This window comes from Tenacibaculum xiamenense, from assembly GCF_964513065.1.
Lineage (GTDB): Bacteria > Bacteroidota > Bacteroidia > Flavobacteriales > Flavobacteriaceae > Polaribacter > Polaribacter xiamenense.
Window position 1 is genome coordinate 667361 of record NZ_CAZEQU010000042.1, and the last position, 23036, is coordinate 690396.

Below are 23036 nucleotides of genomic sequence, written 5' to 3' on the forward strand. Positions count from 1 at the left end.
ATGTCGAAATCATTTTTAATAGCGGCTCCTTGGAGTAATTCAGGAAAAACAACAATTACATTAGGTCTGGCTCGTTACCTCAATAACTTTGGTCTAGATGTTCAAACTTTTAAATGTGGACCTGATTATATTGATACCATTCATCATAGTGCAGCAGCAGGAAAACCTAGTGTGAATTTGGACTCCGTAATGATGGAGGATAATCATATTAAGGAGGTTTTCAATAAATATAATTCGAAGGCTGATATAAGTATTGTAGAAGGTGTGATGGGGCTTTTTGATGGAGCGGTTAAAGATCAAGGGAGTTCTGCCGAATTAGCTAAAAAATTAAATATTCCGATAATTTTAGTGGTTAACGCAAAAGCAATGGCATATACCATTGCTCCAATTTTACATGGATTAAAAACTTTTGATCCAAGCCTAGAAATAGCGGGAGTTTTGTTCAATTTTGTAAGAACTGAATCACATTATGCATTTTTGAAAGAAGCTTGCGAAACCGTTGGAATTCATTCCTTAGGATACACACCACCAAACGATGAAATAGCGATTCCATCTCGACATTTAGGACTACATATTGAAAACTCTTTTGAAAGTTTAATCGAAACGGCAGCAGATCATATTGGAAAATCGATTGACGTTGTTAAAGGGTTCAAGCACCTTGGAATTGATCTGGAACAAATCCTAGAAAAGAAATCAAGTCAAGATAATCTAACCAAGGGGTTTCAACCCCTTGCTTCAGAAGCACATGAAATCGAATCTAATACGTTGGGTGCGTCCAAACAAGAAGTTAATTCAACCAAAGGGGGGCAACGTCTTGTTACAATAGCAATAGCCAAAGACGAAGCTTTTCGATTTACCTATGTCGAAAATTTAAATTATCTAAAGGAACTTGGAGATGTTGTTTTCTTTAGCCCTATCCATGATGACAAACTACCTAAAGCAGATTTTATTTACTTAGCAGGCGGGTATCCTGAGTTGTATTTGAAAGAACTGTCCAGTAATTTTAAGATGAAAGAAGCGTTAAAAGAAGCAGCGGACAAAGGAATAAAAATATTGGCGGAATGTGGAGGAATGATGTATTTAGGAAACAAAATTATCAATGAAAAAGGAGTTTCTTATCCAATGGTTGGAGTATTCGATTTTTCGACTTCAATGGAAAATAAGAAGTTACATTTGGGCTATAGAAAAGTAGTTTTAGAGAAAGAGGAGATTTGGGGGCATGAGTTCCATTACTCAACAATTCAAGACGATCATTATGAATCTATAGCTAAAGTTTACACAGCAAGAGAAAAAGAAGTTTCTACTAAGGTTTATTTATATAAAAATGTTTGGGCAAGTTACATTCATCTTTATTGGGGAGCGGGCAATTTTGGTTGGATAAATGATGTATCAACCAATGGGTTTCAACCTCTTGAAAAAAAGGAGGTCAATCTAACGAGTGATATTAATGAATCATTGGACAAGGGGTTGAAACCCCTTGGGATTAATAGAGAAAAAGAACACTACTTTGTTACTTTTGTTACGGCGAAATCAAGAATTTCTGATCGAATGGTGAAGTATAATTCATCAAATTTTATAAGGAATTTGAATGGGTTAATTTTTTCGAAAGAAGATTTAAGAGTTTTAAAAGGGGTATTTGATGAAGCAATAGAGCTATATCAACTAGATGTTTCTTGTTATAATATTTTACCAGATCATGTCCATTTTTTATTAAAGGTAGAAGATAAAGACGAATTGAAGGAGCAAATAAGAAAATTAAAAGGATATACATCGTTTAAATTTCAAAGATATAAGGAATGGGAGAAAGGAAAGCAAAAAGTTTGGGCTCAGAAGTTTCATAGAAAAAGATTGTCTAAACTAAATGATTCGATAGAAAAGGTTACCAATTATATAAAAAATAATCATTACAAACACAGAGAACGTTGGGGTAGAGAAATGACTTTGTTTATAGAATCCCTCCATAAATCAGAAAATTAACCAAGGGGTTTCAACCCCTTGTATTAGAGAAAAGAATTGAATTAGAACGAGGTTTGGTATAATTAATAAAAGGAAAACCAATGGTTTTCAACCCATTGAAATAAACATAGGGTAAAACCTTTGATAAAAAAATAGAAGTAAAATAATTAAAAGGATAATTTACGATGCATTTAATAGCAACAATACCAGGAGGATGGAATCCTGATGATGATGGGGTTTTTTACATAGAACAAAAACCAGGAGATATTGTTTTTTTAAGTGCTGGAGATACCGAAATACACACTATGAATGAGGCGTATAAATCGCTTCATGAAAGTAATAAAGAGCTTCCAAGTCTTCGAATGACGAATCTGGTCTATTTAAAACAAGAGTTGACTATTGATAATTATATCGAAGATGTTCTTGAAAAGGCTAAAGTGATTGTTTCTAGTTTGTTAGGAGGAATGAGTTACTACAAATATTTAGTTGAATCTTTAGTTGAACTACAAGAAAATACCGATTGTGTATTGTTATTTATTCCAGCTCATGAACCAGATTATGAGTTAATGAGTTTATCGTCTGTGAATATTCAAATTGTTCATAAATGTAGACAGTATTTGCAGCAAGGTGGAAAATATAACGCAATTTCATTCTTGAATTATCTAAGACAGCATTTTTTTAATCAAGAAGTTGAGGTTCCTATTTTAGAAGAAGTAAAGGATTTATTTTTATACTCTTTTGAAAAAGGAATAGTTTCTCAGGAAAACTTAGACAGCTTTTTAGATACCTCTAAATCTAATATTGCGCTTCTTTCATACAGAACCCATTATCTGGCGAATAATATAGAACCTTTGGAGGTTATGAGTAAAGAACTAAAAAAACAAGGGATGAATTCTTTTGTGGTTTTTGCGCATAACTTACGAGATTCAAATATACTTTCGAATTTAGAAAAATTAATTACCAATTCAGGAAGTAGAAAAATACATTGTGTAATTAATACTACTGGTTTCACAATTAAGCCTTCCAATAATTCTGAATTTATTTTTGATAGACTCGGAATTCCGATTTTACAAGCAATATTTTCAACAACGAATAAATCAGTATGGGAAGATGGGCTCTTTGGGCTTCCTCCAACTGATATTGCTATGAACATAGCACTACCTGAAATTGATGGTAGAATTATAGGTAGAGCAGTATCTTTTAAAAAAGAAATAACAAAAGATGCATTAACTGATAGTACGATCGTAAAATATGAAGCCTACCATCCAGCTTGTGATTTTATGGCTCGGTTATCCGCGAACTGGGTTCGTTTACAACATAAAAGAAATGAAGAAAAAAGAGTTGCGGTAATCTTACCAAATTATCCGAATAAAGATAGTCGTTTGGCAAATGGAGTAGGACTTGATACTCCTGAGAGTTGCGCCGTATTATTAGAGGCATTGAAAGAATCAGGTTACAATTTGGGAAATCAGTTACCAAAATCGGGTACAGAATTAATGCACTGGATTACTCAGATGGCAACAAATGATGTTAATACAACACAGACAAGACCGCATGCTATTATCTATAAGCTTGAAGACTTTAAAAAACGATTTGATAGGGTATCATTAGAATTGAAAGAAAAGATTGAAGAGCAGTGGGGAAGTCCTGAAAATGACCCTTATTTCACTCAAGAAGGTTTTATTGTTTCAGGTTTCTTGTTGGGAAATATTTTTGTAAGTATTCAACCTTCAAGGGGATATAATCAAGATCCACAAGCTATTTATCATTCTCCAGATTTAGCACCAACATATCAATATTTAGCTTATTATTTTTGGTTGCAAGATACGTATCAGGCAGATGCGGTAATTCATCTAGGGAAACACGGAAACCTTGAATGGCTTCCTGGAAAAAGTGTTTCATTAGATTCGGAATCTTGTTTTCCTGCTTTGTTGTTTGATGCATTACCACACTTTTATCCGTTTATTATAAATGACCCTGGAGAAGGAACTCAGGCTAAAAGAAGAAATCAGGCAGTGATTATAGATCATTTGATCCCTCCAATGACTCGTGCCGAGAGTTATGGAAGTTTAATGAAGTTAGAACATTTAGTAGATGAGTATTATGAAGCATCAAATTTAGATCCAAAACGCTCAAAAGTATTAGAACAAGAAATTGCAAATCTTGTCAAGGAAACACAATTAAATGTTGACTTAGGAATTACCTCGGAAGATGTTGATGAGCTTTTGGTAAAACTTGATGGTTATTTATGTGAGTTAAAAGAAGCTCAAATTCGTGATGGACTTCATATTTTCGGAAAGGCTCCGAAAAATGAGCAACTGATTGATTTGTTGGTAGCGTTGCATAGAATGCCAACCTATAATCAAAAAGGAATTACACAGGTATTGGCAGAAGATTTGGATATTAAAGCGAATGTTTTAAGTCAGGATTACGCCGAAAAACTTGAAATAAAAATTGGAGCAAAAGAATGTAAAACTATTGGTCAGGTAGTTGAGCAATTAGAACTGATTGCTAAAAGAGAATTGATAAGCTATCTTGAAGGAGATTACTCTTCAGTAAAAGAATATCCTAAGTTAAACGCCTTATTATCTAGCATTCAAAAGGAAACATTAATAGCCGTTGAAAAGACTTCTGAAGAAATTTCAAATTTGTTAGAAGGATTAAATGGTGGGTATGTGCCTTCTGGACCTTCGGGGGCACCAACCCGAGGAAGGCTTGATTTACTGCCAACAGGAAGAAATTTCTTTTCTGTTGATGTACGAACAATTCCTACGGAAACAGCCTTTCGATTGGGTGAGAAAAGTGCGCAACTTATTATTGATCGTTATATTCAAGAACATGGAGAATATCCCGAAACCATTGGAATCTCCGTATGGGGAACTTCTACTATGAGAACTGGTGGTGATGATATTGCTCAAGCTTTTGCATTGATGGGAGTAAAACCAATTTGGAAAAATACAAATAGAAGAGTTAGTGATTTTGAAGTAATTCCTTTATTGAAATTGAAAAGACCGCGAGTAGATGTTACACTACGTATTTCAGGTTTTTTTAGGGATGCTTTTCCTGATGTTATTAACTTGTTTAATGCAGCGGTAACCCGAGTAGCAAAGTTAGAAGAATCATTAGAAGAGAATCCAATTCGAAAGCGATATATAGAAGAAAGCAGTCAATGGAAAACAAAAGGGGTGTCAAATGAAGAGGCCGAGCAGAGAGCCTTATATCGTGTTTTTGGGTCGAAACCAGGGGCGTACGGAGCTGGACTTCAGGCTGTGATTGACGAGAAAAACTGGAATACTCAAGAGGATTTAGCAAAAGTTTATATCAACTGGAGTGGTTATGCTTATGGAAATTCTAAAAAGGGAGTTTCAGCCCATGAATCGTTTACCAATCGATTAGAGGCAATGCAAATTGTGATGCATAACCAAGATAATCGAGAACATGATATTTTAGATAGTGACGATTACTATCAGTTCCAAGGAGGTTTGGCAAATGCAGTAAAAACTGTAAAAGGTGAAGAAGCAACCATTTATTTTGGAGATCATTCTAGACCAGAAAACCCAAGAGTTAAAACATTAAAAGAAGAACTGCTAAAAGTTTATCGTTCAAGAGTAGTGAACCCAAAATGGATTGCAGGAGTGCAACGCCATGGGTATAAAGGAGCTTTTGAAATGGCAGCCACGTTAGATTATTTATTTGCCTATGATGCTACAACAAATTTGATAGATGATTTTATGTATGAAGGAATTACTGAAAGCTATCTGCTAAATAAAGAAAACAAGGCATTTATAAAAGAAAACAATCCATGGGCATTAAAAGATATGAGTGAACGTTTGCTAGAAGCAATTCAACGAGGGATGTGGCAAAACCCTTCAGAAAACATTAAGCAACAGTTGGAAGATTTGTATTTAGAAGGAGAGGGGATTGTAGAATAAAAATAAGGAAAAGACAACATTTTTGTGTTAGTCTATTTTCTTTTCTAATGCCTGTTTATTGAGCTTTTAGATTAGTTGAAATTTTAAGATTATTTTAAATAAATTAAGAGAGATTTTATTTTGAACTAAGTTTATTTTCGCGCAAAATTTAAATAAAAAACGAAACCTGAAATTTAACTTTAGAGGTTTTGAATTATAAAAAAATAATTGCATGAAAATAAATGCTTTAGAAGGAATGAGATTGAAACTTTGGGTTTCAATCATAACATTAGTATTAACTATAATTATAGTAAAACTTAAATTAATTATAACTCCTTCTTGGTTTAGTGGCGCCCTTGAAAATAATCACAAACTCTTACTAGATTTTAATTTTACTAACAATGAACAATCTAGATTGTTCCAATTTTTCATTCCAGAGTTTTTCATAACTATTTTTAAAATAGATATAATAAAGGCTTATATCTTGCAAAGAGCCCTCTTTACTTTTTTAACATTTTTCGCATTCTTTTATTTTTGTAAGAAATGGTTTAATAACATTCAATCATTCATTTGTGTTTTTTTGTTTGGTTTGGTAATGATATTTACGTTTAAAAACCATTTACAAGAAAGTGCAGCATTATTATCTCTGACATTTTTATTAACACTATGGCTTATTAGAGATAAAAAGGATTGGTTATTTGCCCTGGTTTTGGTTATTGGAAGTATTAATAATGAAACAATATTGTTTGTTCCAGCAATTTACTTTTTCTATAATTTTGATTTGAAAAAATCAGTTTTTAAGTTATCTATGAGAACAATTTTATTGGCACTTCCAGCATTTATTGTTGTTGGAATAATTAGATATATTAATATTGATAGACCTCATTTAGGTGGGGCTTGGCATTTAATCGATAATCTTCAAAAATTAGACAGATTAATTTTTATTTATAACATTTTTTGGATTTTACCCTTCATTTATTTTAAGAGAAAGAATCTTTTTCTAAGAAGAAGCTTATTAACTTTTCCTCTTTTTATAATCCCACATTTAATAACAGGAATTATATCAGAAACAAGACAGATGTTGCCATTAGGTTTTATTATAATACCGGCATCAATGTTTACTTTATTGGATATAATTGAAAAGAGAAAACAAAAACGGCTATTGAAATAGTTACGATTATTTGAATTTTTATAAAAGAATATTAGAAAGATTTAATAGTAAACATATTCTCTTTTTGTGATTCCTTGAAGTTCCGAATCTTCGGTAACATATTCTTGATACAAAAAGTTACCATGCTTATCTAGCTTTTCATTTCGGACAAATAATGTTTTTGTCGTATTTTCCTTTCCGTTATAAGCAATAATCTTTGACACTCTATTTTTATGGTAGATAAACTTCTTTGACGTATTGTATTTTATCTCATTTGTTTCAGTATCCTTATTTGAATTCGTCCATTCCACAATTCTATATTTCTTATCAAGTTTTTTTGTGGAAGCAATCGTTAAAGGAACAGTCTCAATTTTGTATTCGGAGTAAATAGTGTTATCAATGAACTTCTCGGTACCAACACCTGAAAGATTCTCATAATATCCATTATAGGAGTTCGATTTGAAGGTGTTCTTGTTCACTCGTTTATTGATCATAAGAGTGCTAAGTTCATATTCATCGTCATCAAAAGCAGTATAAGTCTCAGTTTTTTGAATATATCCGTTTTTATCATAATAATGAATGTATTTGTACCTGAACTTTTTAGGAAGTTTTATTTCAATGAATTCTATCACCTTTTTAGGTTTTCCATTTATTCCTTCAAGTTTCGAATGTTGGGGGAATTTCTTTTGTGAATATAAATTCGTTAAAAAAATAAGAGTAATAATGGTTAAGAGCTTTTTCATGGTATAAAGTAAAATTTGGTAGTAGGTTTGTTGATTTGAATTTTAAGCAAATTGTTTTGAGCAAATATATATTTATTTTAGAACTTTATATTTTTTAATACAACCAAACCTTATGAATAATATGAACTATTTCAAAGCGATTATTTTTACTTTTTTATTTGTCATTCTATCTGTTTCTTGTAAGAAAGAGAATAATTTTCTAAAAGAAATAGAAAGTGATTGGTTGATTAAAGGAAATGCTAATTGGAGTTTTTCAAATAATATAATTAGAGGCGAAATTAATGAAGGTGACGGTTTTATGTATTCAAAAAAAAGATATAGAAATTTTGTGTTGAAGGTGGAATTTAAACCCGATAGTACGATTAATTCTGGTGTTTTTATCCGTTGTAAAAATGATAGTATTAATCCGCTTAATTGCTATGAATTTAATATTTGGGATAATCATCCTAAACAAGAGTTTAGGACTGGATCCGTTGTTTTAAAGTCATTTCCTTTAGCAAAAGTTAACACGGTAGGGAAATGGAATACATATAAAATAAAATGCGTTGACAATCATCTGCAAGCATGGATTAATAATGTATTAGTAGCCGACCTTGTAGATGAAAATCTAGCAGAAGGATATCTGGGGTTACAAGCTTCAGGGAACGGTACGGTTCAGTTTAGAAATATGAAATTAAATTAAGAAATTGTCTATTTCATTTTTTATCATTTCAGACCAGTTCATTTGATTCGCTTCAATTATTATAGTTTTAAAATTATATGTTTCTCCTTCGAGACCAACACCTTTTAAGTCATCAATATGTATATCAAAGTTGAATTCAGGAGGAAATTTTGAAGCACCGATATTTTTCTGATAAAGTACTTTTTGATTTTCTCGTTGATTCACAATTCTATCTATCTTGATTCCATAGAAGTTGAATGTTCTCCTTATTGTTCTTTTGGAGCGAAAAGAAGTAGTATAAATATGTATTTCATGTCCCTTTTGACGGAGTTCAGAAATTAATTTTTTCGATCCTAGACGTAATCTTTCAATACCAAAGTATTTTGGGATTTTACCTAATGGTTCTGTTTCAAACTCATTGGCAAAGGGAATTAAAGTACCATCTAAATCAAAGCTAATATTCATTGTAAAAAGACGAGTATAAGTTACTTGTGAAATTAAAAATAAAGAAAAATTAGAAAGTGAGATATAGTTAGAAAATATAAATGTGAGCTTTAAATTATGGCTAAATCCCTAAAATCTTTTTAATAGTGTTTCCAATACCACTTTTTTTCTCGCCTGGTTTTTCATCTTCTTCAAATAAAATCCCTTTTACATTTAAATGATGCCCTATTTGTTCTTGCCCTAAATATTCTTCAAAACCAACTACTTGTTTTCTGTATTTACACATCTGACAATTCATATTGGCGATACCGTTTTTAGCCTCTTCTAATCGCTCGTCAAAAGCTTTCAAAATCAATTCATCTGTGCCAAAAGGATCTGTAAAAACATATTCACTAGTTGAAGATTCATCCATAGATTTTACAGCATCATAAATTCTTTCCAATAGAACTCCCGTAAAAAAGAAAAACGGAATAACAATCGTTCTTTTAAACCCTAACTTATTGACCATTGCTAAACTTTCCTTGATATTAGGATAAGCAGTACCACTGTATCCTACTGTGGCAAACCCAAAACCTAAACCTTCCCAAAGCATATTGGTTAGCTTGGCAACATCGCTATTAGCATCAGGATCGGTAGTTCCTCTACCAACAACCACTAAACAAGTTTCTTTTCTTTCGATAGAAGGAAGTTTAGCTTCAGTTTCTTCGATACGTTTAACGGCCAGGTCTAGTAAAAATGAGCTTACACCAATGTGTTTGGCCATAGAAATGGTTAAATCATCGTGGTAAGTTTGAAGAGTATTTAATTCAAAAGGAATATCATTTTTTGCATGAGACCCTGCAAATAATATTACAGGAAGCGCATAGATTTTACGAATACCATTTAGGTACATTCTTTCTACAGCGGCCTCATATGTAGGATGGTTAAATTCTAAAAACCCATAATCAACTTCATAATCTTTTTCATAACGTTCTTTTAAGATGCTTACTAATCTCTTAAACGATGTTACAGCTGCTGGCCTTCTCGACCCGTGTCCACATAATAAAATTCCTTCTTTCATTTGTTAGTTTTTAGTCTATGCTATGAATTTCGTTCGATATATACTTTTTCTGTGTTTAGATTATTCGATTGTATAGGTGTTGCACCAATAATAAAAACAACCGGCATATCCAAAGAAGCGGAGGCAACAACCTTTTCGATAGTTCCCAATGTTCCTGTTACGATTCTTTGGTTATTTCTAGAAACATTCGAAATAGCATTTACAGGGATGTTTTCATCTTTACATACCTCCAATAACTTTGGGATTATGCGATGTAAACTTTTTAGCCCCATGTAAATTGAAATTGTATTGCCTGCTTTGAGCATATGTGCAATTCCGTTAAGCTGTTCAAAAGAATAATCAGCAGTATGAGCGGTACAAATAAGCATCGCATTCGAGTGGTTTCTTTCCGTAATAGGAATATTAAGAGTGTTGGCTGCGGCAATCGCAGCGGTAATCCCAGGAACTACTTCAAATGGAACTTTATGTTTTGTAAGATAACGAGCTTCTTCAGCAGCTCTTCCATAAATATATGGATCACCAGATTTTAATCGAACTACTTTTTTCCCTTTCTTATAGTTTTCATGCAACAATACATTGATTGCTTCTTGTCTATCTATCTGATTTGATTGGTCTCCAAACTTTCTTCCTACGTAAATCTTTTCGCCATTTGCATTTAGATCTAAAATTTCTGAAGAAACCAAATTATCATGCAAAATAATATCGGCATCTTTAATAAGCCTAAAGGCTTTAACAGTAAGTAATTCGGGGTCTCCAGGACCCGCACCTAAGATAGCTATTTTATGCATTTAACGAACAAGGATTAATGGATCTGGGTACTTATAATTGTAATTTAAGAGCGCTTTACTCTTGGTATTGGATATCTTTTTAAATTGAATAGTTTCGGATTTTTTAAACTCAGGAGGTGTTAAATTAGCCTTTTTTGCAGCAAGTGTATAAAACTCTTCTCTTAAAGGATGGTTATCAGCGCAACCATTAATAATTTCTCCCCAGCTATTATGTTTAAGAATAGCATCAATTAATCCGATACAATCATCCTGATGTATCACATTAATAGGAGCTTGGCCATTGGCAACTTCCTTTTTGTTTGCTAAGAACCTTCCAGGAACTCTGTCATAACCAATAAGACCAGCTAACCTCAAAACCGTAAGATTTTCTTTTGAATGAGATTTCAAAAGATTTTCAACGGCTAATACCGCCTTACCGGAGTCTTTTTCAGGTTTATTATCAATAGTTTCGGTTACCCAATCATTTGTGTTTTGATATACAGAAGTAGAACTAACAAAAATAACCTTTTGATAATTTTTAATATGTGGAAGAATACTACGTATTTGTTCTTGGTAAATGTTAATAATATCTGGAATTCGTCTTGGAGGAAAATTAATAACGATGACTTCGCTTTCTGAAAGGAAATTGTCGTAAATTTCTTGATTGTTATCTTCTCCCAGTTTAAAAATATAAGGCTGAATACCAGCTTCTGCTAGCATTAGTTTTTTACTTACAGTAGTACTTGAACCTTTGATTTTATAACCTTTTGAAATCAGATGCTTTGCTAGAGGAAAACCTAGCCAACCGCAACCAAGAATACTAATTTGTTTTTTATTCATTAGAATACATTTATATTGAATTCCGAACCTATGGTAAATCTTACATTTCGCTATTGAATAGTGCCAATTGGAAAGACAATCATTAGAAATTTAAAATTCTAAATTCATGATTTTATTAATGTCCATATTTAGATAAATACTAAGAAAATAATTCCAAGCGTCACTATTCCTTTTAGGAATGCTAATTGTCATTAAAAACTTACCTTTCCTATTTTTCAGGCGAAGATAACCAATATACTTCGAATTTTCTTGGTCCCAAATAACTTCTGCAACCCCAACTTTACGGTCTTTTATTTCCTGAGCAACGTCTTTTTCCATGACTTTTGTAATTGGACCGATTGCTAGTTTGAAATTAGTTTCTTCTCCACTAACAATCATATCGAAGACATCAGTGTACTCTACTTGATGGTTTTCCGAAATCGTTGTTTCAGAATTATCTGGAAATCTGACGCTAAAATCGGAGTAGTTTTCAAATAGTTTTTTAAACAAAGGATATAAATATTGATCCGAAGCAGAAGACCTCGATACTAATACGTTACCATATTCCGAATCTGTTTTTTCATTAAAAACAAAAGGTTTGGATGGTCTTTCATTATCTGAATCCAAGTTTTCCCAACCGTTCTGATATAGTAAATATTCTTCAATGGGTTTATTATTTTGCGTATGTGAATGAATAATTTCAACAGCTTTTTTTGGAGTTAAATTTTTATACCAGAAATTCCCGGGTTCAACAATCCAAGTTGGAGCATCTTCACATCGTCCGTTGCATCGAGTTCTAATACTATGAGTGTCATCCCAAAGTCCCTCATTTCTTAGATGGGCTCTTGCCTCTCTTACAGCCATTTCACTGTTTGCTTTTTTACAAGAACCTCCATCACAAAAGAGGAAAGTTGTTTTCGCTTTTGCTACATTTTTTCCCATGTGTTAATATGTTTTAGTTTGGTTAGTTTTTCTCCTCTTCCTTTTTCCATGTTTCTTCTTTCGTTGTTTTCTTTTTAAAAATTTAATCCCCATTACTGTACCAGTGAAGCACACTACTGATCCACCTAATAACAGAACAATTAATATGATATCCCACAAAGGTCTTTTCCAAGCTAAAAACGAAAAGTCTAAACTGTGAAGCCCATGATATATCCAACGTTGAACCCTGTTTTTAGTAGAACATTTGTAAATAACTTTCGTTGTTTCTGGATCGATATAATAGCTTGTTTCTGTGTGGGTGTCTATGCGAATGACGGGTAATTTTTTAGTATTATGTCTGCTGTAATAGTAGTTATCGTAATTGGTTAGTAAAGTAGTTTTCGTAATGGTATTATTAACTGGAAATGATTCAACTATTGCATTAAAATCTTCAATTGAAGGGAGTATTTTAGGTTTAGAAAGATTTAATAATGTACCATAGTCATGGTTGTAAGCAGTAGCAAAAATATTTCCTTTAAAGTAAGAAAAATTGACTTCCTGAAAATTTGTGTTTTTGATTTGATGGGTGAAATTATCCCATTCTGCTGAAGTAAATTTATCGAGGGTAAAGCTTTCGTTTTGCCAAAGTTGTAGTTCTTTTTTAGAAAGACTAGTACTTGGTGTCCAACTGAATGGAGTCATGCTCATCCATCCACTGAATATCCACGTACAAATAAAGGTTCCAAAGAGCAAACCAAAATAATAGTGGAAATTATACCACTTGTTTTTAAAGCGTTTGAATTTTGATTTTGGCTTCTTTTTATATCGAACAAGCCCAGTAAAGATACCAGTAATAACCATGATAAAACCTAGAGCAGATAGCCATACAATCAGTTGGTACCACAGTTGATTATGAACTCTAATATCTTTAAAATAGATCCAGTGAGGAATAGCACCAAGCCAAGACCAAAATCTTTCGGTAGAAGTGTTGGTGGCTAAAATTTCTCCAGTTAAAGAAGAAATATAAGCATAACTTTCATCATCATTTTCGAAATCGATCTTGTAAATAGGCATATGCTTTAAAAAGCGCGTTCTTGGAATCCATTGATCCAATTCTGTTAAGGTATTTACAGTTCCTTTTTCTGTAATTTTTAAATTTTCTTTTGCTATGTAAAGTGCTTTTTCTTTGGTAATGCTAATGAGTTCACCATTGTCAGCATATTTAGAAATAACTTTTCCATTATGAGAGACAAAATGATAAACGGGACGATTTAATTGGAAGTTTAGTGAAATACTATGGATAGTATCTGAAACTTGATTTTGAAATATGTTTGTTGGAGAAAGAAGGTTTGATATTTTGTTCGCAGGAAGCATTTCTCTTTTTTCGCTTTTACTTAAAAAAGGAAATGATTGGTACATCATAACAATTCCTGATAGAAACCAAATGAGAAATAAAGCGCTGAAAAATGTTCCCAGCCAATGGTGGAGGGAAATTATTTTCTTTTGAAGTTTTTGTTTGGTTAGTTTTTGCACGATAGAAGGTTCTAAGCAAAAAGAGCTGCCTATTTAAAATAGACAGCTCCTGATAATTAAAATTTATAAGTAAGGTTTAACCTAAAGTTTCTTCCAGGTCCTACGAAAAATTGATTATCGTAAATGGCATCTGTAAAGTAAAGCTCATCGGTAAGATTATTTATATTTAATCCGATTCTTACCTTGTTTGTTTCATAATAAATAGTACCATCTAAAGTGGTGTATGAAGGAAGTTTAAAGGTGTTTTCCGAATTGGTGTAATTTTCACCAACATAATTTCCTCCAAATCCGAACCCTAGTCCTTTTAGTCTCGATTTTTGAATTTCATAAGTAGCCCATAAATTCCCTGAGTTTTTAGGAGCGAAACGAAGTACATTTCCTGCTTTAATAGATTGGAAAGCTTCGTCATACGATCTAACTCTAGCATCAACATAAGCATATCCAGCATTAATATATAAACCTTTAATTGGTTGCGCTTCAATATCAAGTTCCAAACCTTTTGAATCTGCTTCACCAATTTGTTTTAAATTGTTATGATTTGATCCATCAACAATATTGTTTTTAAGTAAATAAAAAGCAGATAAAGTTGCTGTAAGGATATTTTTCTTCTGGAATTTTAAACCTCCTTCAACTTGATACCCTGTTTCAGGATCAAATACTCTTCCATCCGCCGCAATTCTTCTTGACGGTTTAAAGTAATTAGAATACGAAGTAAAAATACTCATGTTTTCCAAAGGTTGGTATACTAAACCTCCTCTGTATGTAAAAGCGGTTTTAGGAATATCTGTTCTAACACCATTTTCGGTAACAACTCTGTTATTGTTAAGTTGATCTCTATAGTAGGTTCCATTAAAGATGTCATAACGAAGACTAATTGACGCTTTGAATTTATCAGAAAAACGTAACCAATCTTGAATATAAAAACCACTTACAAACTCTTCTTTAACATCAACTCTTTCGTCTACAGGCTCAATATGTCCTTGATTTAAAATTGGATTCTGCACAGAAATTGTAGTACCAACTCCTGGTCCAACAACACTCCCTCTGAAAGTTTTACGATCTAATAAACTCAAAGAGTTACCAAACAATAATTTGTGCTGAATACTTCCAGTAGTTGTGGTGTAACTAAAGTCTAATTGGTTTTGTAAAGTTTTCGTTTGATGGTTAAAATAGAAAGGGAAATCTCTAGTTATTTCATCTTTTGCATCGTTTAGAACTAAAAGTTCAGTAGATAAATAATCGATATCATCACTCGAATAAGAAACTTGATTTGTAAGTTCTAAATTCGAGTTGAACTTATGAGAATACTTTAATTGAAAGTCGTAGCGTTTATGATTTAAATAATCCTGAGGATCGTTATATCTGGTTTCAGGATTTAAACCTGGAACTAAAGAACCGTCTACATCCATTGGAATTCCAGTATCAGTATCATATTTATCACTATTAACTTGAACATAGAATTCTAATTTGTCCTTATCAGAAGGAGTATATTCCAACATGAAAGATCCGTTGTTTGTTTCAACGCCATAATCTCTCCATCCATTAGAACGTGTCATTCCGAAGTCCGTTCTGTATCGAAGTTTGTCAGAAATAGCACCTCCATACCCAGCAGACATATTGTAAGTATCAAAACTTCCATAAGAAATACTGAAGCTACCTTGATCTTGATAAGTAGGTCTTTTTCTCACAATATTAATGATACCTCCAAGAGCGGAGTGACCATATAAAGCACTGGCAGGTCCTTTTAATACCTCAATTCTTTCAACATTGGCTAAGTTTGTAGTAGGTGCACTTGTTGAGATATTATGACGCTCATCTCTTACTCCATCAATTAGTAAAACGAAATTATTGAAACCGCGGATCCTGAAAGTTTGAAAACCACCATACCTATTAATAGGTCTTACACCTGTAGCACTTTTCATTGCATCTCCAAGGTCGGTAACATTGCGTTGTTCAATAATTTTAGAACTTACACTGTTTGTGGTAACAGGAGCATCAATATCCTTTACATTCAGTCTTCCAACACTTAATACTTCTTTTTTTAGCTGATTTTGATTCGAATTAACTGTTACTTCTTCCAAAGCAATGGATTTCTTCTGTAGAGAAATAGTAATTGTTTGCTTTGTTTTAGAAGGAAGTATTCTTTTTCTTCTTGTAGCATATCCCACTTTTGAAAAAAGAAGAGCTCCCGATTTGTTAGAAACTGTAATGGTAAAATTACCATTAACATCGGTAGTTGTCCCTTTTTTTAAACTTTTAATAGAAATAGAAACATCAGGGATTCCTTCTCCAGATTTAGAATCTTTTACGATTCCTGTAATTGTAGTGTTGGATTGTGCATTGACAAAAATAGCCAACAGCATAAACACACTGCATAACACTAGTTTTTTCATTAATTGAAAACCGTTTTAAGCAGGTAATATGTAGAAAATACTACGTTTAGTAGTTATGTATTTTCTAACCCTTTACCCGAGAGTTACTAAAAATTTTATGATTTAAGGCAGGTCTCCTGACTTGGTCTCAAAATATCGCCTTCCCACTTTAAGTTAAGCAGTGGCTGAATCTCAAAAAATAGAAGTCTTACTTGAGATGTATGATATTTTGTTTAAATAGAACCTTACAGTTGCGGGAACAGTTTTGGATTTTCACCAAATTCCCTTTTAATTTTTACTCGCATAAAAAACCGTAAATCGGGGGCAAATGTAGTGCTTTTTGCCCGTGTCAAATAATTTTTTCTTAAGAACGTTGCTAGCTTTTATGTTAAAGTTAAGGAATTAAGGGGCTAGAATAACCGTAAACAAACAAATCTTTGGATGTAAAAATAATTGAGATGCAATATGGTTTGTTTTAACAGTATATCACATATAAAATAGACTAATATATTGTTGTCAGAGGAAGTATAATGGATAACGGTTATATTTGTTTAGATATAATGAGTTGTAACACATTTGAACAAACCAATAAAAATTGAGTGAATTAAGAAAACTTATAGACCAAATAACAGAATTCGGAATAAACCCAAAAGTTGAATTGACTGACAAAATTAATTTTCTAAAAAAACTTTTAGTTGGGGTTTATTCAGAGTTTTTAGACTTGGTGTTTGAATTTGATAGAATGGATTATAATGAAGAACCTAACTTTGATTATAACGAAATAAGAAGAAATATTAAATCTAATTTCCCCGACTTCGACTTGTATAGTATGGTTTTAGATTCTAATAAAATGGAACCAAATATAGAAATTGTATGTGGTGATGAGCTAGATGATTTAACTGATATTGTTAAGGATTTACTAGCTGTAAAATGGAGAATGGATAATACCAGCAAAAATGATGCGCTTTGGCATTTTGAATTTTTGATGAGAACTCATTCTGAACAACATTTAGTAGATTTATTAAAAAGATTAAAAGAGCGAAATTAACTTTATGACTGAATATATAATAATTACAATCTTAATCATATCATTTAGCGGATTTTTGTATTGGGCTTATTTACCTGATTATAAGAGAAACCCCAAAGAGTTCTGGCGAACTTTAATCGGAATGCCTATTGGAATATTACTTGGAGGTATTGGATTTAGAAGTTTAAATGACCAAATTAGAAAATGGGCAGTTAAAAAGAAAAAAGAAAATAACACTGAAAAATGAAAACGTGTTACGACACCACCTAAACCGCATTAAAACGCAGCTTAGCCAAACCGTTACCAGTAATCAGATAAAAATGGATATTAGAAACTTAAACCCATGTTCTTTAAGTGAAAAAGTCATTGAAAATGAGAATAAACCTTTCAAATTATGGCTTGAGTTTGAAATATCAACTCCTTGGGATGATATTGAAAATGATTTTGCAAATATTATAGTTGATACTTTAGACGGTAGAAGTTATGGAATAAATGTTTGGATGTATAAATTTTTTGAAACGGCAATTAAAACAGATGAAGAAAATGGAGAAAGCCTAAATGGACTTTATCTAGTACCTCCAGACTTATTTGTAAAAGAATTATCCAGAAATTGTATCGAAAAAACAATTGCCGACTTATTGAAAAATGGAAATTTAGAAGACATATTAAATAACACGACATTTGAATTGAAATTCCTTGCCCCATATTGGGATGTGATTGAAATGGAAGAGAAAAATATTCAAGCCTTAATGAATGAACTCAAAGTTGAATTACCTGATGATCATCCGTTACTTCTTCAAAACACCGAACTAATTGCTAAAAAGACAAATAATGATGACATCATATTGGAATTAGAAGATAAAAGAATTGCTGTTGTTCATTTGACATGGAAATCGGAAAAAGAAAATAATGGATATCCGATAACAAGAATCTACAAAGACAAGGTAGATTTTTGGAATAAACAAATGAAACAAGATATAGTTAAATTTAAAGAATAAAAAAACTGGTAACAAAATGTATATGGTATTTTTTGTTAACTTAGAGTACCGCAACTAATCTTAATATACAAACGCTTTTGATTATTAGAGAAATGGAATTAAAGGCATCAAATCTGGAGAATTATTTAATTTAGTAAAGAACTCATTGAATGTATATTTATACTATAACTAGAGAGAAACAATGGGAACCGTATACTTAGGAGTAGAAAATAAAGATGAAGCAAAGAAAATCATATATAAATTAATCAAAAAAATGGATATAGAAATTGCTTGATAAAATTGAAAAGGAAAATCTAACATAACAAAATGTATAATAAATAACGACCTTCTAAAGTGTTCTCTAAAAGTTAATACAAGATTTTTTTTACTTTTGTGAGAAAAAAGGAATTATTCATACACAAAGCTTTGTGCTTTACTAAAAAAATAAATATGAAACAGATATTTTCACTATTGTTTTGCTTATTGGCAATTAATCTTACTCAAGGACAACAAAAAGGAGTTACCGAAAAAGGAGAAGAAGTACTTTTATATGATGATGGTACATGGAAATATAAAAATGAAGACAAATTAGTAGAAAAAGAAATTCCAACCAATCCGAAAGTATTCAAGAGACATGAAGAATCAACGTTTTTGTTAAAAAGTAGCAAAGTAAATATTGGAGTTTATCTAAACCCAAAGACATGGTCTTTTAAGAAGGCAGTTACTAATCCAGAGGCAGAATATGAGTTTCAATTAAAGGAGGGGGATTTATATGGAATGATGATAACCGAAAAAGTTGAAATACCTCTTGAAACATTAAAATCAATTGCTTTAGAAACAGGTAGAACAGTCGCTCCCGATTTAAAAATTGTAAAAGAAGAATATAGAAACGTTAATGGTTTAAAACTTCTTCTTCTTCAATTAAATGGGACTACGCAAGGAATCAAATTTTCCTATTATGGATATTACTTTTCAAATGCAGGAGGAACAGTTCAATTTATAACATATACTTCACAAAATTTATTAAATAGTTATAAACCTGAAAGTGAAAAACTATTGAATGGCTTCGTGGAAATAGACTAAGCACAACATCTAGTATCCATTATTAAAACGGAGGATATAAGAAAAGTTGTTACCATAATTCATCAATATTGAAATACTTTAAAATTCAACCAGATAAACTTAATTCAAAACAGAAGAAGAAAGTTTATTGGAAAATAATTTGTTATTCTATTATTCTGTTCTTTGTGTTTTACCACGTTAACACATTGAATGGATACAAATCTGAAATTAGAGCGGGGAACAACTTTGAAATAATAGACTGTGAAATTATTGGCTACGACTATAAGTTTAATCGAAGTGTATTTAGTTATTCTTATAACAAACAAACGTTTAAATCTTCAAAAAAATATACTAGTAGTTTTTTAATAATAGGCGAAAAATACGAAGGTAGATTGAACAAATCGAACCCTGAAGTAGCTGTTTTACTTTTAAAGAAACCAATTATTGATTCAATAAAATTTAAGAAGTCATCGGCAAAAGTGATTAAGGTTATTTCCAAAAGTAAGGGTTTCAAAATGATTACATTTTCTTACAATATTTTGGAGAAAAACTTTAATAGAACCCAGTATGTCGATCATCGTTTAGAGTTTGAGGTTAATGAAAAAGTAACTATTTATTATAAATCCATTAAACCAGAAATAGCATATCTAAAGTATTAACTAGTGTTAACAAGATTTATAAGTAAGATTTGTTTACGAAGATTTTCGCTAAAAACTAAAACCATTAAATTTTAGCTAAATTTGATGAAGCTCCATAACAAACGCTGCACAAGTACGCTGTATAAGCTAAAAGAAAATGAATTTTAGAAAAGCAAATATTAATGATTTAGAATCGCTGAAACAATTAGGACTAAAATCTTGGGAACAGTTTAAACATGAGTTAACGAGTGATAACTGGAATAGTTTATACAAAACAATAAACAATATAGGGGTCTATTCCAATCTTCTTGAAAATTCTGATTGTATAATATGTGAAAGCAACAATCAGGAAATAATAGGCATGGCGTTTTTAGTGCCAAAAGGAAATCCAACTGAAATATATAACGAAGAATGGTGCCATCTAAGATTTGTTTCCGTTGACCCAAATTACAGAGGGAATGGTATTGGAAAAAAACTAACTGAATTATGTATTAAAGTGGCGTTAGAAAATAATGAACAAACGATGGCACTGCATACTTCGGAAATAATGGGAAGTGCACGACGGATTTATGAAAAAATTGGATTTAAAATAGTAAAAGAAATTGAGCCAAGGCTTGGAGTTAAATATTGGTTGTATACACTCGAATTAAAAAAACAATCCTGAAATTAAAAAAAAGTAGATTGGAAATTCCTAAATTTAACACAGTACTTAACAATAAATTGGATTGTAACAATATATCGCACCGAAGTATATTATAAATTATTATTACCATCTTTTAAATGAAATTAATCCAGCGTTCAATATTATTAGAATCTGAAAAAAATGAAGTTTTTAATTTATGGAATAATGAATATCCTAAAAAGCTATCTTATGATTCAATTAAAGAATTTGAAGCTTACCTTGAAGGGTTAACTGAGCAAACTCATATACTTGTTATTGATTCGGATAATAAGATTATGGGGTGGTACTTTGACTTTAAAAGAGGTAATGAAAGGTGGTTTGCAATTATATTAGATTCAAAACTTCAAGGAAAAGGCCTTGGAACGAAAATAATTGAACTAGCAAAACAGAGAGAAGTTGAATTAAATGGTTGGGTAATTGACCATAACAAAGACAAAAAAAAGAATGGAGAGTTTTATAATTCACCTTTAAGCTTTTATTTAAAAAATGGATTTAGAAAATTAGCCGCCGATAGATTAGAATTGGATAAAATCTCTGCAGTCAAAATTAAATGGATAAAAAAATAAAAAGATGAATACAACAACCTTTTTAACCTTTGTAGGAAATCAATGTGGAAAGGCTGAGGAAGCGATACACTTTTATACTTCTATTTTTCCGAATTCAAGAATTGAACGTATAACAAAGTATACAGATGGAGAACCAGGAGGAACACCTGAACTTATCAAGATTGGAGTTTTCACCTTAAATGGTGTAAAATATATGATTTCCGAAAACAACTATAACCATGCCTGGTCAGTTACACCAGGGGTTTCTATTTTTATTGAAAGTCATTCTGATGAAGTAATACAAGAGTTATTTGATTTACTTTCGTCAAATGGAGGACAGGTGATGGTTCCGCTGGATAACTACCAGGATGGTGGGGATTATGGATTTGGAAAAAAATTTGGTTGGTGTGAAGATAAGTATGGTATTTCATGGCAGCTAAATCTTTCAAAAAATAATATTAATGAATAGAAATGATATTATATTTAATATACGACTATACAGCGTCAAAAAAAACATTGTTAAAGGAAGGGATACAAAATGAAAATGAAGAGGTTATAGTTCGTGACATGCCTAATTAAATTAAAATAAACTACAATCAATAAGTAAAAATGGAAAAATTAAGAAGTTGCATTTTAAGTCAACTATCTATTGAGCAAAAATCGATGAATAATATTTTATCAGCTTTTGAACCATTAGAATTAAAAAAGGGAGAGTTTTTACTTAAGTCAGGTAGAATATGTAGACAAATGGCTTTTGTTGAGTCAGGTTATCTAAGAATGTATGATATAGTTGATGGAAAAGAAATAACATTATGGATTGGTAAAGAAGGTAGGTTTATTACTTCTCTTTCAAGTTTTATTTTTGAGACTCCGAATAATTGGAATATTCAAGCAATAACTGATTGTGAACTTCTCGTTATCAATAGAGAAAATCATTTTAACCTTAATAAAACAGAACCTAAATGGTTAGAGTTTGATAATACGTTGTTAGCAAATTCTTTCGCTTTATTGGAAAAGAAAATGTTTTCACAGTTACACACTACTGCGAAACAAAGATTTGATAGTTTACTTAATGAAGAGCCTGAGCTTTTTAATAATATTCCTCTACAATATATAGCTTCCATGCTTGGAATTACACCTGAGTCATTAAGCAGATTGAGAAAAATGAATTAATTATCATTTGTCAAGAGAGAACTTGTTTTATTTATTGAAATTTGAGAAAACAAGATTTTTTTAAAATGAACAAATTACAAAAGGCTTTAAAAGTCAACGCTTTATTTTCAGGTACATCGGGTATAATAATGATTTTATTAAATAACCAAATAGCCAATTTATTCGGTACAACAAATAATACCATTTTTTTGGTTATTGGATTAATATTGGTCTATTTTTCTATAACAATTTGGTACGAAATAAAAAAACAAAGAAGATTAGCTGTTTTATGGATTATTATTCAAGATTATGCATGGGTTTTAGGTAGTCTGATACTTATGGTTTTTAATCCATTTGAAATTACTTTAACAGGGAATTTTATAATTGGAATTATTGCTTTAATAGTTTTATATATGGGAGTGAATCAGATGAATGGATTGAATTTATTATCAGAAAAGTAGGTTAATCTCTCTTAAACTTTCTTTTAAAATAATCCGATTTCGCTTTATTTGATTTTGGATTGCTAAAGTTTCTAAATATAAAATAAGCAATTAAGAAGAGAATAAATACAATTATCATAGCTATAGTTTTTACCAAAGATAGAAATTAGAAGCGA

22 protein-coding genes and 1 riboswitch are annotated in these 23036 nt (G+C 31.4%); of the genes, 14 read left to right on the plus strand and 8 right to left on the minus strand.

Features of this window, described 5'->3' with window-relative positions; translation table 11 throughout:
• The 3 genes from ACKTTV_RS22645 (at window position 1) to ACKTTV_RS22655 (ending at window position 7038) form a co-directional block, all read left to right on the plus strand.
• Window positions 1-1977: a cobyrinate a,c-diamide synthase gene (locus tag ACKTTV_RS22645; RefSeq protein WP_408033153.1), complete on the plus strand. Its 1977-nt coding sequence runs from the start codon at window positions 1-3 to the stop codon at window positions 1975-1977.
• 164 nt (window positions 1978-2141) lie between these two features.
• On the plus strand, window positions 2142-5888 hold the full coding sequence (gene cobN, locus ACKTTV_RS22650) for a cobaltochelatase subunit CobN (protein WP_408033154.1): 3747 nt from the start codon (window positions 2142-2144) through the stop codon (window positions 5886-5888).
• 211 nt (window positions 5889-6099) lie between these two features.
• Window positions 6100-7038: a hypothetical protein gene (locus tag ACKTTV_RS22655; RefSeq protein ID WP_408033155.1), complete on the plus strand. Its 939-nt coding sequence runs from the start codon at window positions 6100-6102 to the stop codon at window positions 7036-7038.
• A 41-nt stretch (window positions 7039-7079) separates the two neighbouring features.
• Here the strand turns inward: ACKTTV_RS22655 and ACKTTV_RS22660 are convergent, their stop codons facing one another.
• Entirely contained in the window at window positions 7080-7760 is a 681-nt protein-coding gene (locus ACKTTV_RS22660) for a hypothetical protein (protein ID WP_408033156.1), read from the minus strand.
• 121 nt (window positions 7761-7881) lie between these two features.
• On the opposite strand from ACKTTV_RS22660, the gene ACKTTV_RS22665 reads away from it, so the two are divergent.
• Window positions 7882-8442: a 3-keto-disaccharide hydrolase gene (locus ACKTTV_RS22665; RefSeq protein WP_408033157.1), complete on the plus strand. Its 561-nt coding sequence runs from the start codon at window positions 7882-7884 to the stop codon at window positions 8440-8442.
• On the opposite strand, the gene ACKTTV_RS22670 is transcribed toward ACKTTV_RS22665, so the two are convergent.
• From ACKTTV_RS22670 to ACKTTV_RS22700, 7 genes are all read right to left on the minus strand, one after another.
• Window positions 8434-8886 (minus strand): HAD family hydrolase, encoded by a 453-nt coding sequence (locus tag ACKTTV_RS22670; protein WP_408033158.1) that lies wholly within the window; start codon window positions 8884-8886, stop codon window positions 8434-8436. The genes ACKTTV_RS22665 and ACKTTV_RS22670 overlap by 9 nt on opposite strands.
• A gap of 100 nt (window positions 8887-8986) precedes the next feature.
• The gene (locus ACKTTV_RS22675; protein WP_408033159.1) at window positions 8987-9925 is read right to left on the minus strand and encodes a sirohydrochlorin chelatase; all 939 of its coding nucleotides are present in this window, start codon (window positions 9923-9925) and stop codon (window positions 8987-8989) included.
• Between the two features lie 20 nt (window positions 9926-9945).
• Window positions 9946-10713 (minus strand): uroporphyrinogen-III C-methyltransferase, encoded by a 768-nt coding sequence (cobA, locus tag ACKTTV_RS22680; RefSeq protein ID WP_408033160.1) that lies wholly within the window; start codon window positions 10711-10713, stop codon window positions 9946-9948.
• On the minus strand, window positions 10714-11532 hold the full coding sequence (locus tag ACKTTV_RS22685) for an SDR family oxidoreductase (protein WP_408033161.1): 819 nt from the start codon (window positions 11530-11532) through the stop codon (window positions 10714-10716).
• Window positions 11533-11622: 90 nt separating this feature from the next.
• Window positions 11623-12453, minus strand: a complete 831-nt coding sequence (locus ACKTTV_RS22690; RefSeq protein ID WP_408033162.1) for a hypothetical protein — start codon at window positions 12451-12453, stop codon at window positions 11623-11625.
• A gap of 3 nt (window positions 12454-12456) precedes the next feature.
• The gene (locus ACKTTV_RS22695; protein WP_408033163.1) at window positions 12457-13965 is read right to left on the minus strand and encodes a PepSY domain-containing protein; all 1509 of its coding nucleotides are present in this window, start codon (window positions 13963-13965) and stop codon (window positions 12457-12459) included.
• Window positions 13966-14021: 56 nt separating this feature from the next.
• Window positions 14022-16358, minus strand: coding sequence for a TonB-dependent siderophore receptor (locus ACKTTV_RS22700; protein WP_408033164.1), 2337 nt, complete (start codon window positions 16356-16358; stop codon window positions 14022-14024).
• An 89-nt stretch (window positions 16359-16447) separates the two neighbouring features.
• A riboswitch (cobalamin riboswitch) is annotated at window positions 16448-16668 on the minus strand.
• Window positions 16669-16932: 264 nt separating this feature from the next.
• Here ACKTTV_RS22700 and ACKTTV_RS22705 point away from each other — a divergent pair.
• From ACKTTV_RS22705 to ACKTTV_RS22750, 10 genes are all read left to right on the plus strand, one after another.
• Entirely contained in the window at window positions 16933-17385 is a 453-nt protein-coding gene (locus ACKTTV_RS22705; protein ID WP_408033165.1) for a DUF5063 domain-containing protein, read from the plus strand.
• A 4-nt stretch (window positions 17386-17389) separates the two neighbouring features.
• Window positions 17390-17611, plus strand: a complete 222-nt coding sequence (locus ACKTTV_RS22710) for a hypothetical protein (protein ID WP_408033166.1) — start codon at window positions 17390-17392, stop codon at window positions 17609-17611.
• 73 nt (window positions 17612-17684) lie between these two features.
• Window positions 17685-18362, plus strand: a complete 678-nt coding sequence (locus ACKTTV_RS22715) for a hypothetical protein (RefSeq protein ID WP_408033167.1) — start codon at window positions 17685-17687, stop codon at window positions 18360-18362.
• A gap of 429 nt (window positions 18363-18791) precedes the next feature.
• Window positions 18792-19424: a hypothetical protein gene (locus ACKTTV_RS22720; protein WP_408033168.1), complete on the plus strand. Its 633-nt coding sequence runs from the start codon at window positions 18792-18794 to the stop codon at window positions 19422-19424.
• 68 nt (window positions 19425-19492) lie between these two features.
• Window positions 19493-20062 (plus strand): hypothetical protein, encoded by a 570-nt coding sequence (locus tag ACKTTV_RS22725; RefSeq protein WP_408033169.1) that lies wholly within the window; start codon window positions 19493-19495, stop codon window positions 20060-20062.
• Window positions 20063-20198: 136 nt separating this feature from the next.
• Window positions 20199-20705 carry a GNAT family N-acetyltransferase gene (locus ACKTTV_RS22730; RefSeq protein WP_408033170.1) on the plus strand — a complete coding sequence of 169 codons (507 nt, stop codon included), beginning with the start codon at window positions 20199-20201 and terminating at the stop codon, window positions 20703-20705.
• A 116-nt stretch (window positions 20706-20821) separates the two neighbouring features.
• Complete coding sequence (locus ACKTTV_RS22735) at window positions 20822-21289, plus strand: GNAT family N-acetyltransferase (protein WP_408033171.1); 468 nt, start codon at window positions 20822-20824, stop codon at window positions 21287-21289.
• Window positions 21290-21293: 4 nt separating this feature from the next.
• Window positions 21294-21737 (plus strand): VOC family protein, encoded by a 444-nt coding sequence (locus tag ACKTTV_RS22740; protein ID WP_408033172.1) that lies wholly within the window; start codon window positions 21294-21296, stop codon window positions 21735-21737.
• Between the two features lie 140 nt (window positions 21738-21877).
• Entirely contained in the window at window positions 21878-22441 is a 564-nt protein-coding gene (locus ACKTTV_RS22745; protein ID WP_408033173.1) for a Crp/Fnr family transcriptional regulator, read from the plus strand.
• Between the two features lie 65 nt (window positions 22442-22506).
• The gene (locus tag ACKTTV_RS22750; protein WP_408033174.1) at window positions 22507-22881 is read left to right on the plus strand and encodes a hypothetical protein; all 375 of its coding nucleotides are present in this window, start codon (window positions 22507-22509) and stop codon (window positions 22879-22881) included.
• The last annotated feature ends 155 nt before the right edge of the window (window positions 22882-23036 follow it).